This is a genomic window from Bacteroides clarus, assembly GCF_015555825.1.
Classification (GTDB): Bacteria; Bacteroidota; Bacteroidia; order Bacteroidales; family Bacteroidaceae; genus Bacteroides; species Bacteroides clarus.
The window spans coordinates 454,188-469,545 of sequence record NZ_JADNLF010000001.1; the positions used below are offsets into that span (position 1 = coordinate 454,188).

Consider the following 15,358-nt stretch of genomic DNA (forward strand, 5'->3'; position numbering starts at 1 on the left):
CGTATTGGCTGATAATGCCAATCTAACACCTTATTATATATGAGCGCTTATTATGATTTGTATCAAACCCCCAATCCTTCGAGTGAGAACCGCGATGATGTCCGCCTGCACGCCCGTATCCTGCCGAGGGGAACTATCTCCGCCGACAAATTCCGTGAACTGGTGGCTAAGGCTACCGGCTTCAGTCCCGCCATACTTGACGGAGCTTTGCAGGCTGTTACGGACGAGCTGCACAGTTGGTTGTCCGAGGGTTGGACTGTGGAAGTGGGAGAGCTGGGCTATTTTTCCGTTTCGTTGAAATGTGCCCGTCCGGTTACCGACAAAAAAGAAATCCGTTCCCCGTCCGTACACTTTCAGAACGTGAATCTGCGGCTGGGCAGTAAGTTCCGCAGCCGTTTCGATACGATGGAGTTGGAGCGTAAGGCTTCTCCGTATGTGTCCCGCTCCTCGATGAGTGAGGAGGAACGGAAAGAAAAGTTGTTGCGGCATCTGGATAAATATGGATGTATCACGCGTACGGATTATGAATCGGCAACGGGATTGGTGAAGCATCGGGCAATGACGGACTTGAACCGGTATCTTGAGGAGGGCGTGATACGTAAGTATGGCAGCGGTAAGACGGTGGTCTATTTGAAACCGTGATATCGGGAGAGAAACTTTTTTTATTAGTGATTTGTTTCTACCTTTGGCATGCGTATAAAATTTTAAAAGCCGATAACTATGAATGTAACAATGATGTCTGTTTGCCTGGCATGCGCCGGAGCGCTTCTGGCGGGCTGTGGAAATAGTCGTGAAAAAAATGCTGCCGCTGCCGCTGAAACGGAGAAAACGGAAATAGTAGGGGACGATAAGGATGAGCATGGATGTATCGCTTCGGCAGGGTATACATGGAGCGAGGTGCAGAAAGATTGTATCCGTCTGTGGGAGAAAGGGGTTCGCCTGGCTTCTGTTGACGATGCGGAGAATACACTGTTTATTGTGTTCAGTCCCGACTCCACTCAAGTAGAACTGTTTTTCTCGGAAGAGGACGCTCCGAACGAAATTCTTGACCGTCGTAGCTTGCCTGCCGGGGGATATGCCTGGAATATGGAAGATGACGATACGAAGAACGTGCGCTTGGAGAATGGCAAGTGGACCGTAGGCCAACGTGGAAAGCTCATTTATAAACAGGTGGCGGACAAATAATTTCTTGAATGATGGATGATTTGAAAACTCTGACTGGTAAGGTCTGTGACATAGCCCGTGCGGCAGGACATTTCCTAAAGGAAGAACGGAAAAGTTTCCGCAGGGAAGCGGTAGAGGAAAAGCATGCCCATGACTATGTTTCCTATGTGGATAAAGAGTCTGAAAAGCGTGTTGTCGCCGCATTGAAAGCTCTTTTGCCCGAAGCCGGTTTCATTGTGGAGGAAGGTTCGGCAGTCTACCGGGATGAACCTTATTGCTGGGTGGCGGATCCGCTGGACGGCACTACCAACTATATTCATGACAATGCGCCTTACTGTGTCAGCATCGCTTTGCGCAATAAGCGCGAGTTGCTGCTGGGAGTGGTTTATGACCCTTGTCTGGACGAGTGCTTCTATGCTTGGAAAGGCGGTGGCGCGTATCTTAACGAACAGCCCATACAGGTGTCTTCCGTCCGCAGGTTGGAGGACGCTTTTGTAGTAACGGAGCTTCCTTATAATTCGGAGCAGTATGCCCGTACGGGAGAGTATCTGATACATGAACTGTATGGCAAGGTGGCAGGTATTCGTATGAATGGTTCCGCTGCAATGGCCATCTGTTATGTGGCTGCCGGACGTTTCGATGCCTGGCTGGAGGCTTTTCTTGGAAAATGGGATTTTTCGGCGGCAGCCTTGATTGTACAGGAAGCCGGCGGGCAGGTGACTGATTTTTATGGTAACGCCTGTTTTATCGACGGGCATCATGTGGTTGCTACCAACGGACGGTTGCATCCGTTCCTGTTGCAGCTGGTAGAGGAAGCCATGCCTTCGGGCATGTAGCGCTCCGGCATGCGGTTATGGACGTTGCGCTGATTTTTTGAATTGGCAGTATTATGGAAAACACGCTTAAAACCTGGTTTTTATCTTTTCTTCATTTGTTCTTTTCCCGTCAGTGTGCTGTGTGTGGCACACCCTTGCAGGAAGGAGAGGAGGCTATTTGTCTGAAATGTAATATGAATCTGCCCCGTACGGATTATCATCTTCGTACGGACAATCCGGTGGAACGTATGTTCTGGGGAAAACTTCCTTTGGAACGTGCTACCTCCTATTTCTTTTACCATAAGGGCAGTGATTTCCGCCGGATACTGCATCAATTGAAATATGGCGGCCGTAAGGACTTGGGAGAGACAATGGGGCGTTTTATGGCGGCGGAACTGACTGTTTCGGGGTTCTTTCATAGTGTGGACGTCATTGTGCCCATCCCTTTACATCCCCGCAAGCAACGGATGCGGGGATACAATCAGAGTGAATGTATCGCCAAAGGTGTGGCTGCGGTTACGGGTATTCCTTTGGATGCTGCTTCCGTGATGCGCAGGAAGCATACGGAGACGCAGACAAGTAAGTCTGCCTATGAGCGGTGGGAGAATGTGGACGGCATCTTTCATCTCCGCCATCCCGAACGTTTCGTCGGAAAACATATCCTGCTGGTAGATGATGTACTTACTACCGGAGCTACCACCACTGCGTGCGCCGATGTATTTCGGGACGTAGAGGGCGTGCGTATCAGTGTGCTGACACTTGCCGTAGCGAATTTTTGATAAATACCGGTATTTCGGAAGAAAGACAAACTTCCGGATGTGTATTAAAGTTTGTAATCTGTGTACTTTTTTAACAGAATCGTCACTTGAACTAATCTGTTTTTTAGGCATTTATATGGCTCACTTTTAAAGTAGAAGCTATATGAGTAAAACAAATCTGTCGGCCTATATGGCCATGACTATCTCTCAGTTGAGAGGAGAACGGCGCATGGGTACGGCGCACGTGTATCAAAGTACATTGAATCGCATCAAGGACTTTATGGAGCGGGATTCCATAAGTTTTGAAGAAGTCACTCCCGTGTGGCTGAAAGCGTTTCAAGAGTATCTGCTGGGACGTCAGCTCCATTGGAATACGATTTCCACTTATATGAGAATGTTGCGTGCCACTTATTTTCGCGCTGTGGATGAAGGGATGGCGCCTTATCAACCCAGACTTTTCAAAGGGGTGTATACGGGAACAAAGGTTACCGTGAAACGTGCTGTGGATGAAGATGTGTTCCGCCGGCTCGATACACCTGTGGCGGATGAAAGTCTGGAGTCCGCACGCTTGCTTTTTCTATTGCTTTTTATGCTTCGTGGAATGCCGTTTGTGGATATTGCTTATCTGCGGCATTGTGATTTACATGATAATGTGATAGTATATCGTCGTAAAAAGACGGGCGCATGGCTTACTGTACGCGTTGAGGCTAAAGCAATGGAGATTATCCGCATTCTCAAGAATGCCGACGGGGCTTCTCCCTATTTATTTCCTCTTATTCATCATCCGGGAAAGGATGAGTACCGGCAATACCAAAACGCCCTGCGCGGTTTTAATTACCGCTTAAAGAAATTAGGGGAATATATAAACGGCATTACGGGATTGACGAGCTATACGGCAAGGCATAGCTGGGCTACTATTGCCAATTATCGGAATTATCAACAAGAGCTTATCAGTAATGCAATGGGACATTCTTCTGTTAAGGTAACAGAAACTTACTTTAAGAGACACTCGGATGATAAAATATGGGATATGAATAAAGAAATAGTGTCTTATGTATTTAGTAAAAAGTGATTTATAAATGTTTAGGCGTGTGCGATTTATAGTGTTGACTTTCTGATAATACTACAAGCATTCTCCGTTACTTTGTAGGTAACGGGAATTATTTGTTTATCGCAAATATCAACAATACATTTGTATCAAACAAGAAAAAAAAGGATTTTTTTTGAAAAATAAGTAAAAACCGCCTTTCTATATACTTATAAGGTGCATTACTTTGAATAACAGTATTTTCCCTTAACGGGAAATGCATAATACTCCCATAGCCGTGTTATGTAAAATTAACACGGGAAGATCTGCTCGTACTCTCTCGATTCATCCGATAATCCGTAACAGTTGGTTATGTCGGTACAAGAATGCCTCTTGCAGCGTGTTTCTCCTTGCTTTCCGTTACCTACAAAGTAACGGGAATGTTAAAACGACAAAGCATATAAACAGATAACTTATATCATATAAAAACGGAGAGTATGAAAAAGAGCTTTTGCATTATTTTCCTATTTGTCGGCATCTCTTTGTCAGCACAGGATATGGCTGTCAAAACGAACCTGCTGTATGATGCTACAACGACCTTTAATCTAGGTGCCGAATTCCGTCTGGCTCCAAAATGGACGCTGGATCTTTCTGCCAACTATAATCCTTTTACATTTTCAGACAATAAGAAGTGGAAGCACTGGATGGTACAACCTGAAGCACGATATTGGCTGTGTGAGGCGTTTAACGGTCACTTCTTGGGTCTTCATAGCGGATATGCCTTTTATAATGCCGGTGGTGTAAGGTTTCCGTTTCAAGATAAGTCCACCCGTGATTATCGTTATCAGGGTTGGGCTACAGGTGTGGGGTTCTCTTATGGATATTCGTGGATTTTAGGTAAACGTTGGAATCTGGAAGCTACACTCGGTTTCGGTTATATTTATTCGAGCTATGACAAATATGAGTGCGCTACCTGTGGTGACTTTAAGAATAGTGACAAGAAACACTATTTCAGTCCTACCAAGGCAGGCATATCCATTATTTATATGATAGACTAAGGCTTTGCAACTAAAAAACGAAGAATAATGAAAAATATACTGTCAATCGGAATCCTCTTTCTGTTTGGGTGCTCTGCATCTGCCCAGATAGTGGTGGAAAATGCAAGTGTGAAAAAGGTGAAGCGTAATGTGGAAGTACGTTTCGAGGTGCACGAACGCCCCGAAGGAATGCATAGCCGGCAGAAAATGGTGTTGCTTCCTTATTTGTACGGTGGCAGGGACACGTTGTGGTTAGCACCTGCCCGGATATATGGTAAAATAAGATACAAACGTGAACGCCAGGAAGCGGCATTGAATGGTGAACGTCATTGGATGCTGAAAGAGAATGAGGCATTATGGAAGAAAGACACACTTTGCTACGCATCGACTGCCGTCTACGAACGTTGGATGAAACGTGCTTCGTTGGGAGTGGCTTACTATCTGGAAGGATGCGGTTGCGATTGTTGCAACGGTAATCAAAGCCTGCTGAATAATGCAGAGGTATATACGCCACCGGTGATTTCGGTGACGGAAGTGACTCCGCAATCAAGGAAATTCGAGGTTGTTGAAGCCAAGAAACAATGGAGCTTCCGGGATGAAATGAGAATATATTTTCCATTGTCGGTCACGGTATTACACTTGGATAGATACAATAACCGGAGAACTTTGGATGAGATAGTAACTACTATACGCAAAATCAATGATATGGATAAACTGCGGCTCCAAGGTGTGGAGATAACAGGATTTGCCTCCCCCGAAGGCGGGTTGGAATTGAATACCCGCCTGGGTGCCAAACGTGCGGAGTCTTTGAAAGGCTATATACAAGAAGCGGAACCTTCTTTGAAAGATGATGATTTCCATCTGATAAACGGTGTGGAGAATTGGGAAGGCCTGCGTGCTTTGGTAGGGGCATCCGATATGGAATTTAGGGAAGAAGTACTGGCAATTCTGGATAATGAGAGGGGGAAGGCAAATTGGAAAACAATTCTGATGAAACTGGCAGGCGGCAAGCCCTACCGTTATATGTTGGATAACTTCTATCCGCAATTACGTAATGCCTGCTATGTGTCTGTTTACTATGACATGCTGGGCGACAAGGCGGCCGATGCGGTGAACACGGCGAACGGGTTGATTCGGGAAGGTAAGTATGCGGAGGCTTTGCAAATATTGTTGGAATATCAGAAAGACGATCGCGCGTTCAACAGTATCGGTGTATGTCACATGATGTTGGAAAATGAGGAGGAAGCCATCGGGTGGTTTGAACGTGCTTTGCTGACGGGACACGAAGAAGCGCGAAAGAACCTGGAGCAACTGAAATAATGGAATTTTGCAAAAACAGAATAGAGTGTTAATAAATTAATTATTCATCTTTTTTAAATTAGTGTTATGAAATTAAACAATTGGATTTTGATGGCGGCAATGACAATGGGTCTTGTTGCTTGTAACAACGATGATGCTCCGGAAAGTACGCTTCCGGAAGGCAAGGGAAAAACGGTAACGGTGACTATCAAGGGAAACAAGGTTGATTCAAGAGCGGCAAATGAAGGGGACGCTTTTACTGACAACAGCACACAAGCAACATTAACTACTGCCACCATCTTCTTTTTGACGGATGCTGCTACTACTGGAACCGTTTGCGATTATAGAGAGTTGACTGTAACGGAGAGCCCCCAACAGTTACATAATGTAAATCCTGCAGCCAAGGCTGCCTATGTAGTGGGTAATATTAATTTGTCGGGAAAACATTTCAATACGTTGGCAGACTTACTAAACTTGCCAGCTGACTTGTCGGGGTATACGACTTTGGCAAGTGTACCGGTGACCAGCGGCGCTACTGCCACTGAGCTGACTGCAGGAGGAACCCATGACGCAAATGCTACAGATCATACAAACGATAAGATGTACACTGTTGCCTTTACTGTGAATCCGATTTTGTCTCGTATTGAAATAGGTGGAACCGTAACACTAACCATGAGTGATGGTGCGGATACATTCACTTTCTCTTCTTTGAAACCGACTCATGTTGGTTTGAATAATGTAGCACCTTCTTTCACTTTGGCAGGTGCTCCTTCAGGGACTCCACTTGAAGCAGGTGACAATGCAACAGGTTATCCCGGAGATCTTGCCACGACTGGAAGTTGGATGTTTGATGAATTAACTCCTGAGGAGATGATTACTGATGAAACTACGGCTAAGTCTTTTACATTGCCGGTACATGGCTATAACTTGGCTGCCGGTAGCCAACCGATAGTTATGCTTGCTTTTGACAGTAAAAAAGCTGATAATGCTGTGACTATTCCTCCGGTTCCGCGCGCATACCTCAAAATTATAAATTTCACGGATCAAGCAACAAGCGCTAATAAAAAAGTACTTGCAGCTGGTAAAATTTATAGAATCGAAAGTTTGAGTATCAAAAACGGCGAGTTGACCAACTTGGACAATACGGTTATTTGTGTGGAAGCCACAGTTACAGTTGGAAACTGGGGGGTTGAAACAATCACCACTCCGGAATACGGGAAATAATCACCATTCTAATTTTAGGGGAACCGGGTACAGAGCCCGGCTCCCTTTTAATAGTAAACATTATATTAACATACATTCACGATGAACAGACTGATGAAATATGTTTTGCTCTTATCGGGCATTTTTTTCCTTGTCGGTTGTGTCAAGGAGAATTTAGATGGATGCCGTAAGAATTTCACGCTTAAGCTGAGTTATACGGGGGATAGTTCGCTTGAAATTATCGGAGATAAGATCCGTAACATCCGGATGTATGTTTTCCGCCCCGACGACAGCCACGTCACTTCTTTTTTAGTACCGGAAGAAGAATTGAAAGCACGGGAAGTTGTACTTCCGGAGTTGTCGAAAGGGAGCTATCGCATCGTCAGCGTTGCAAACACGGACAATACGGGTATAACCGATCCGACAGTAGGCGACTGCGATGAAATCAGTTTTGCCTGTTCTCGTCATCTGGCAGGTGGCCGGACAACATCAAACGATTCACTCTATTATGCTTCGACGTGGATCGAGGTGAGTGATAAGCTGGCGGAAGATGCAATGGTAAATTTTGCCAGTTCGCATTATAAGATTTATACAGAAGTGGTGGGCATGGATCCTGCTCTCCTTACACGCAGCAACGGTGGATTTAGGCTGGAGCTGTGCGGCTTGTTACCCGAAACAAACTTTGAGAACCAGGTTGGTGGTGAGCCCGTTACTTATTATCCTGAATTGGGGAATTACGACCCCGCAACGAAATCGTGCGAGGCACGTTTTAACATTATGCGCCATATCGACAGTTCGGTGGTGCTGACTCTTTTCAATCGAGACAACGAAATTGTTGTACAAATAAATCTAGCTGAATTTTTGGCGGACCATCCGGATATAGACCTCACAATGAATGAGGTTCTAATACCGATCTCCATTCGCTTTAAGGAAGTGGGCGTGACGATAACCGTACCGGAATGGTTTATTGAAGAAATTGACCCGGAAATATAATAGGGCATAAAAGAGATATAATTGGTTATAATGGAGACGGATTAATTATGAAGAGACATTTATATAACATATTTTTCACTGTCGTTGCAGGCATGGCAGTGCTTTGTGGAAGTTGTACGCATGAAGATACGGACATCTCTCCCGTGTCGTCCGGCATTGCCGTCAATATGAGCATTGAAACGGAAGCGAATGACGGCATACAGTCCGGTACCGATAGCGAGAATGCCATTGAGCGTCTGCGGGTATATGCTTACCGGAGTGAGAAACAGGTAGGATATTATTATAGCTCAAACTCATCCGCTATATCCAACTTTTGGATGGATTTGGAAATACCCGCTGGTACGGGTAATGTGGATGTTGACTTTTATGTGATTGCCAATGAGCATGTTTGCTGGAACAGCCCAGGTGGTGAAATGGCAAGCGGGTCTGCTTACTTTAGGGAAAAAATGACTAAAAAAGAACTGGAAGATTTCCATTTTGCGGAACGCCGCCTTGCTGCAACGGGAGGAACAACACTACTGTTACCCATGTCTGTGAAAGTGACAAGGAATTTGAACACCGATAATGTGAATTTTGCGGCGGGAACCGGTACTCACGACGGGCATCATCAGTTACAAGAAAATGCATTGAAGTTCGAATTGATACGTTGTGTGAGCAAATTGGAAATGTATTTTGCCAAAGGAGCAGAGTGCGGGTTGACGGTGAACAGCATTGCTTTGCAGAAAGAGGGTATTTGTGACTGGGCCTATGTAACAGAACCTACGGAAGAGATGTTGAAAAACATTCCCCATACTTTTACGAACGAATTGACGTTGCTGGAGGAACCTGCGGTGATAGAGAAGATTCTTTTGGAAGGCGAGATGTCGGGAGCAGAATTGGACAGGTATGTAAATGTGCTGGAGACTACACCCTTCTATTTGTTTGAGAATTACTACGGGGCGGATGATACTAATACCCCGGGAGATGCGAATGGTTACAAACTGACTGTCAGTTATACGCTGGACGGAGCACCCGGTACAAAAGATATTTACCTGCCTCCAACGAAGCGAAATACCATTTACCGTGTATTGAACTGGGTACCAAGAGATGGAGTGGTATCGGTGGTGTACACGGTAGTCGATTGGGATGATTCGGCAGGAGATGCGGTGGTGGACTTTGTGTACCCGGAGGGATATTCTTTTACCTCTTTCTTTGCAGGAGATGATCCGGGCAGATTCAGTACGGAAGTTTGTTTTTCTGATGATTCCTCAAAAGAGATTACCACTCGGTTTAAATTCAGGATGCCGAGCGGTACTATGTCATGGACTCCTTCTTTGGGTAATGGAGATTCAAACCAGTTTGAAGTAAAGGTTTATAAAAACTATAATACGCCCCAACAGGAAGAAGTAAGTTACCCGGTACCAACGGGAGATACGGAATACGTGATCGAGATACGGGCAAAACAATCCTTGTCGCAAGCGGGTGTTGAACATCCGGAAGTGGAATTCTGCATACGTACAAGATTGTGGGGGCTGGAAAATATTGCATTGCCTATCAACAGGAATGGAGACTGGCCTTGGATGACGGAAACGAAGAAGGATTCTCACATTAAAATAACTCAGGGATTAGACTTATAATTTAAAAACAGGGATGATGAAACGAATACATATGTTGTTTGCGGCGTTGATGCTATTGGTGTTGGCGGGCTGCATCAGGGATTCTTTGGAAGTACCTTGTGCTATCGGAGGAAAGGATAATATCCTGTTGGTTGTAGGAAAGGACGATGGTATGCTTACGCGTGCTGCAAATGCGGATACGGAGAGCAAAGTAACTCATTTGGATGTGCTGATTTTCGATAAAGAGGGAAATAAGGTACATCATGAACTTTTTCAGAATCTGTCGGATGACAATACATTACTTCTGAGTAAACGTAAATCTGCTTTTAAGATAGATGAAGAATATACTGTTTTTCTGATTGCCAATTATCCAGTGGATAATGAGAATAGTCTGTCAGCTATTGAAAAACAGACAGGGCTGCAAGATTTGAAGCTTCGCACGGCGAATGTACACGCAACGGGGCTGGATGATGCCAATGCGAATGTACCGGGGAGTTTCCTGATGGACGGCCACACATCGATGGTTTTGAATCCGGAGGGAACGTCGCAGGATGCAATAGAGGTACCTGTATCGTTGAAGCGCGCGGCGGCGAAGATTGTCATTACGTTGAAACAAGGAGAGAAGGTGAAATTCATTCATGATGAAACCAGCCCTGAACCCTTGAAGAACAGGACGTCACGTAAGCCGGTGAACTTCCCGATGTCGACTTTCGTGGTGGAACCTTCAGAAGGGGAGATGAAAGCTTTCAGACCTGTATTGTACAGTGGCGCGTCTACTACTATTTTTGGTACGGATGTTTCCGGAATGGGTACGAGCAATGCGACTATGACTATGACGCTTTATGCCTATCCGAATGATTGGAGAGAGGATGCACTTGCCGATAATGAGCCGAGTGTGTTGATGCGCGTACCGTTGGTAGAAAATGAGGAGACAGTAGATGAGAATTATTATAAGATTCCGGTGAACCTCAGTCCGAAGAAGGATGAGAAAGGACAGTTGAAGCGTAATCATATATATAATATAACGGTGACCATCAATGGACGAGGAGGAGAAAACGAAGCGGTGCCGGTGGAACTGACTGATGTGCTACTCGAGGTGGAACCTTGGCGGAGCAAGGATATTGTTGTAGGCGGTGAAGATAGTCCGGAATTCCTCTTTTTGAGCGATAAAAAGGTACGTATGGATAATGCGAGAGAAAATCACTCGGTAAGTTATTCTTCATCTTCCCCAATTGAGAAGGTAGAAGTGGTAGAGGTATATTATTATGATAAATTTGGCTTAAAACAGACATTGGAGGATTCTCAAATTTTGGGATTACCAATTACGGTTTCGGCTTCCACAGAAAGCGGAGAAGGGGTGATTGATATTAGTAGCCCTGTACCGACCAACCTTGCCGTACGGTATATTGTAGTGAAAGTGACGAATGAAGAAGGAAAAGCAGAGGAATTAACGTTTGAACAGTATCCTCTGGAGTATGTAACTTCGCAGTTGGGGTATTTTTCGTATAGGACGGATTTTACAGCTAATAATAGAGAGGATAATGTAACGACGTGGGTGAGCCATTATGGATTTAACTTAGATTTCGTGGTTCCTAGAGAAACTAATGACAGAGTTAATGTTCAATTAAATAATGGTACTGACGAGAATAAATGGAAGTGGAATTTTGACCGATGGAATATGTCTTCTTATAGTGAATCAGATTGGGTGAGCGGAGAGAATACAGTATTTATATCTAAAGTATTGCAAGATTATTCAGTCGAGACAGGATTAGGAAAAATTTTCAGTTATGGCTGGAGCCTTTCTCTGTCTAGTAGGTGGGGATGTTATTATCTGAACTCTGGACGTGAAAATTCTAATGTCTATCATATTCGTATTGCAGCTACTTCGGATGAAAATCATATAGGTATTCCTCGCAGAATACCTTATACAGGTAGTAATGTTACTTTTGATGAAGACATGACCGATCCTGCAGATGATAATGCAAAAGTAGTTTCTCCTTCTTTCATGGTTAGTTCTCATTTAAGTATATTAAAAGGAGAAGCGGATATTCTTAAAAATGAATATCAGGCAGCCAGCCATTGTGACAAGTATGTAGAGGTGGTTTTCAGAAACCGTCCTGTTACTTGGAGTAATACATTGGCACAGATTTCTAATCCCGGTACTTATGCCAGTGTGAAAAAGCAGTTGGAGGATGACGGTTTTATCGTGTATGACGATTGGCGTTTGCCTACAAGAGCAGAATTGGAGATTATTGATGGTTTTCAAGCGAATATAGATGCTCATGAATTGGGAGGCTCATTGTCAAATTCTGGTACGTATGCGATGGACTGGTTGTTAGATCGTAAGCAATATTGGTCGGCAAATGGTGCTGTCACGATAACAAATAATCCTGCCAATAGCAGGTCTGGTATCGGTATCCGTTGCGTGCGTGACCATTTCAAGGACAAGTAATAACCTTTATTATTCAGGATTATGAAGAAGAGTATTTTATTATATTGTTTATTTACCGTTTTTTGTTTGTTGGGCGGATGTAGGCAAGATGATTTTGCTTCTCCGGAGAGGAATATTGGAGAAAGGGAGTTGGTATTCAGATTGGAAGTCCCTGATATGCGTGAAGTCTCCACCCGTAATGTGGATTCGGACGGCTACGGGATACAGTCTCTGACGTTGCTCTGCTTCGACCGTGACGGTAGTTATCTTTCGCGCGTGGAAGTGAAACCGGAGGAATTGAAGATAGAAGGAGACATGCTTTCCGGAACTTTAAAGAAAAGCGTTGTTCCGGGACAGACGCAAATCGTTCATTTTGTGGTAAACCAGAATTTCAGCAGTTTCAGCGATGGTGAAAATATTTCACGTCATGAAAGTACCATTTTGCAGGGCTTACTTTCTACTTCGGCCAAAGTGGTTTATTGGGGACGTGTGAGTAGCGTGGTGAAGAAGGAAGACGGTACGGTGAGTGATGGTGACCTTTCGGTAAAATTGAACAATCAGACGGTGACTTTATGTCGGAACATGGCGAAAATTACGGTGGAGCAAGGTACGGTGAATTATAATAACGGTACGGAAGATATTAATGGTTTTGTGGTGCCTTTTGAGGTGACAGGTATGGCGTTCTGCAACGGTTATGCTTACGGTACGGTGGCTCCTTACAATCGGGACACCAGAACTTTCGATTGGACGCCCGATAATTTTACGGTTACGCTGCCGTCCGATTTGCGCCGGGCTTCGGTAGACGGGATTTACAGTAACCAAAATGTGGAGTACGTTTTTGAGAATGAAAACCCAGAGGCCAATCAGGCGTATGTGGTGATACGGGGACGGAATACGGGTAACGGTGCTACGGAAACGGACAATTTGTATTATCGGATACTGTTGCTGGATCCGAAAACGCAGGATCCCTATCCTATCGTACGCAATTATAACTATCGTATAATTATTACGGGTGAGTTGCGTGGCGGTGTTTCTACCTTTGAGGAAGTGCAGGATGCGTCGTTTGTGAACAATGTATGGATTTCCATCGACCAGAAGATTCCTTCTGTGTACGACGGTAAGGTGACGCTTTCGGTAGAGAAGACGTTTGTTGTCAACAAGTTCTCCGAAGGCGCGCCGGGACGGATGGCGACAGTGAATTTTACTTGTACAGGCATTCCTACGGGCGAGCATCCTGTGGTGTCGTGGGTGACGAATAATGTGTCTTCTACACAGAATTTTACTTATGCTGACGGGGGAACCGCGATAGGAACTTTTACATTGGATACAGCAGGGAATGGAAAAGTTACCATGCAGCTGCTACCATTGGGAAGCGGTAGGACCCAACGTTCGGGTGAGCTGATGATTAAGTACGGCAAGTTGCAGCGGACGATCAAGCTTTTGACGGTGACGGATTTTAATTTTGACCCTTGCTGGGCATCAACGAATGTGGATGCCGGACATGCCGGTACTGACGAGGGTGAAGAGGTGATCCTGATGTTCAGTATTCCGGAAGATTTTCCAGAAGAATTACTACCGCTCGATGTATTGATTTCCGCCGATCATCTGGATGCCAATTCTACTCAGGGCTTGCGTGTAATCTATCAGCAAGACTATGTGGACGAAAACGGTTATCCCATGGCGGCGTGGGGAGAAGATAATGGATTGGGATACAAATATGTTTATAAGGTTACGAAAGAAGCGGTGGAGCAGGCCCGAATGCAGCGTCTCTACTTACGTACCATGTTGACACCGGAAGCGAAAATAGGAGAAATAATGATTGAAAACCAGTATTTTAAGCCATTAACGAAGACTTTTACTTTTGCGGAGAATCCGAAGGGTACGATTAAGGTGGAGAATGTATTGCATCATGACGAGTATAATGTGGATTATGTGCTTGTGCCTGCAAAGAAAAATGAACAGTTCTTTATTGAATTTACGTTAGAGGGAGGAATCAATGAATACAACCGTTTTTTGATATTTACAGAGTACCTGGACCCCTATACAAATGATGAGTTGACCGAATTGGGTATACAACCTGACGGGAAGATTTCGGAATATACTGGTGAAACGGGTTCGAGCGGACGTGTGTTACTTTATGAGCCGATTAAAGATAGGGGAACACAAAATCCGGACGGTTCGCTGACATTGAAAGCTTATATGAAGACAAATACGTCACGTTTTGACGAGACGATTCGGTTGGCTACTGCCAATGGACAGGATGTAGGCGGTGAACCGTATAATTACCGTGGAACAACGTTCAATTTGGCTCCATATGCACCTTTTGCATTTGATTTGAAAATAGAAGGACAGAAAAGTCTGGCTGAATTGGAGTATAACCGTGTGGGTACGGTAGTGAAGTTGAGTTTTGACCTTCAGTCGTTTGAAGCGAGTGATAGTGAGATAGTGTCTCCTGTCGGCAGAGAATTTCAATGTTATATCAATGCACCGATGCTGGACTTACCGGAAAATTACAATAATCCGCAATTACGGAAAGAAGGGGAACGTTTTGTTTATACGGTGAAGAAAGACCAAGAATTGGGAATGGTGACACTGAATTTTGTAACGTCGGCTATTGTGACGGAAGGAGAAATAATGATTTCATCGGACGACAATGTACGTTTTAACAGTGAAACGGTACTTGTCAGAAATAAACATATTGCAGGTATATTGCGAACGGATAATGGGTCTAATATACCGACAGATGCTTTCGTCATCTTTGAAAATAAGGATGATGGTACTCGTATCGGAACGATAACCATGGGGCCGAACGGTAACTATACTCTACGTCTTCGGGGTGAATATAGTTATTCATGGACTGGGACCAAAATGATTATGCGCTGGAATGCTACAGATGGAGAATATTGCAGCGATGAATTGACTCTGGCGCAAATTGTGGCTGATCCGGATGTAATATTGAAAAAGAAATAGGAATAATACTAAAATCACTTTGACTAAGTAATCATATACAATGGTCGTCTGTGACAGATAGCTTTG

At 44.5% G+C, this 15,358-nt stretch carries 12 protein-coding genes; all 12 read left to right on the forward strand.

Annotation, left to right across the window (positions count from 1 at the left end):
- Positions 1-39: 39 nt before the first annotated feature.
- Entirely contained in the window at positions 40-642 is a 603-nt protein-coding gene (locus I2F54_RS01810) for an HU family DNA-binding protein (RefSeq protein WP_195500386.1), read from the forward strand.
- 78 nt (positions 643-720) lie between these two features.
- Positions 721-1,185 (forward strand): hypothetical protein, encoded by a 465-nt coding sequence (locus tag I2F54_RS01815; RefSeq protein ID WP_195500387.1) that lies wholly within the window; start codon positions 721-723, stop codon positions 1,183-1,185.
- A gap of 11 nt (positions 1,186-1,196) precedes the next feature.
- A complete protein-coding gene (locus I2F54_RS01820) occupies positions 1,197-2,000 on the forward strand; it encodes an inositol monophosphatase family protein (RefSeq protein ID WP_087425524.1) in 804 nt (267 codons plus the stop codon).
- 53 nt (positions 2,001-2,053) lie between these two features.
- Entirely contained in the window at positions 2,054-2,758 is a 705-nt protein-coding gene (locus I2F54_RS01825; RefSeq protein ID WP_087425438.1) for a ComF family protein, read from the forward strand.
- Positions 2,759-2,900: 142 nt separating this feature from the next.
- Positions 2,901-3,809 (forward strand): tyrosine-type recombinase/integrase, encoded by a 909-nt coding sequence (locus I2F54_RS01830; RefSeq protein WP_195500388.1) that lies wholly within the window; start codon positions 2,901-2,903, stop codon positions 3,807-3,809.
- A 452-nt stretch (positions 3,810-4,261) separates the two neighbouring features.
- On the forward strand, positions 4,262-4,822 hold the full coding sequence (locus I2F54_RS01835; RefSeq protein ID WP_118046142.1) for a DUF3575 domain-containing protein: 561 nt from the start codon (positions 4,262-4,264) through the stop codon (positions 4,820-4,822).
- A gap of 27 nt (positions 4,823-4,849) precedes the next feature.
- The gene (locus I2F54_RS01840; RefSeq protein ID WP_195500389.1) at positions 4,850-6,121 is read left to right on the forward strand and encodes an OmpA family protein; all 1,272 of its coding nucleotides are present in this window, start codon (positions 4,850-4,852) and stop codon (positions 6,119-6,121) included.
- Between the two features lie 66 nt (positions 6,122-6,187).
- Entirely contained in the window at positions 6,188-7,324 is a 1,137-nt protein-coding gene (locus tag I2F54_RS01845) for a hypothetical protein (RefSeq protein WP_195500390.1), read from the forward strand.
- A gap of 81 nt (positions 7,325-7,405) precedes the next feature.
- On the forward strand, positions 7,406-8,296 hold the full coding sequence (locus I2F54_RS01850) for a FimB/Mfa2 family fimbrial subunit (protein ID WP_195500391.1): 891 nt from the start codon (positions 7,406-7,408) through the stop codon (positions 8,294-8,296).
- 47 nt (positions 8,297-8,343) lie between these two features.
- Entirely contained in the window at positions 8,344-9,912 is a 1,569-nt protein-coding gene (locus tag I2F54_RS01855) for a fimbrial protein (RefSeq protein WP_195500392.1), read from the forward strand.
- 16 nt (positions 9,913-9,928) lie between these two features.
- Positions 9,929-12,343, forward strand: coding sequence for a fimbrial tip adhesin FimD (gene fimD / locus I2F54_RS01860; protein WP_195500393.1), 2,415 nt, complete (start codon positions 9,929-9,931; stop codon positions 12,341-12,343).
- Positions 12,344-12,364: 21 nt separating this feature from the next.
- Positions 12,365-15,292, forward strand: a complete 2,928-nt coding sequence (locus I2F54_RS01865) for a hypothetical protein (protein WP_195500394.1) — start codon at positions 12,365-12,367, stop codon at positions 15,290-15,292.
- Positions 15,293-15,358 lie beyond the last annotated feature (66 nt).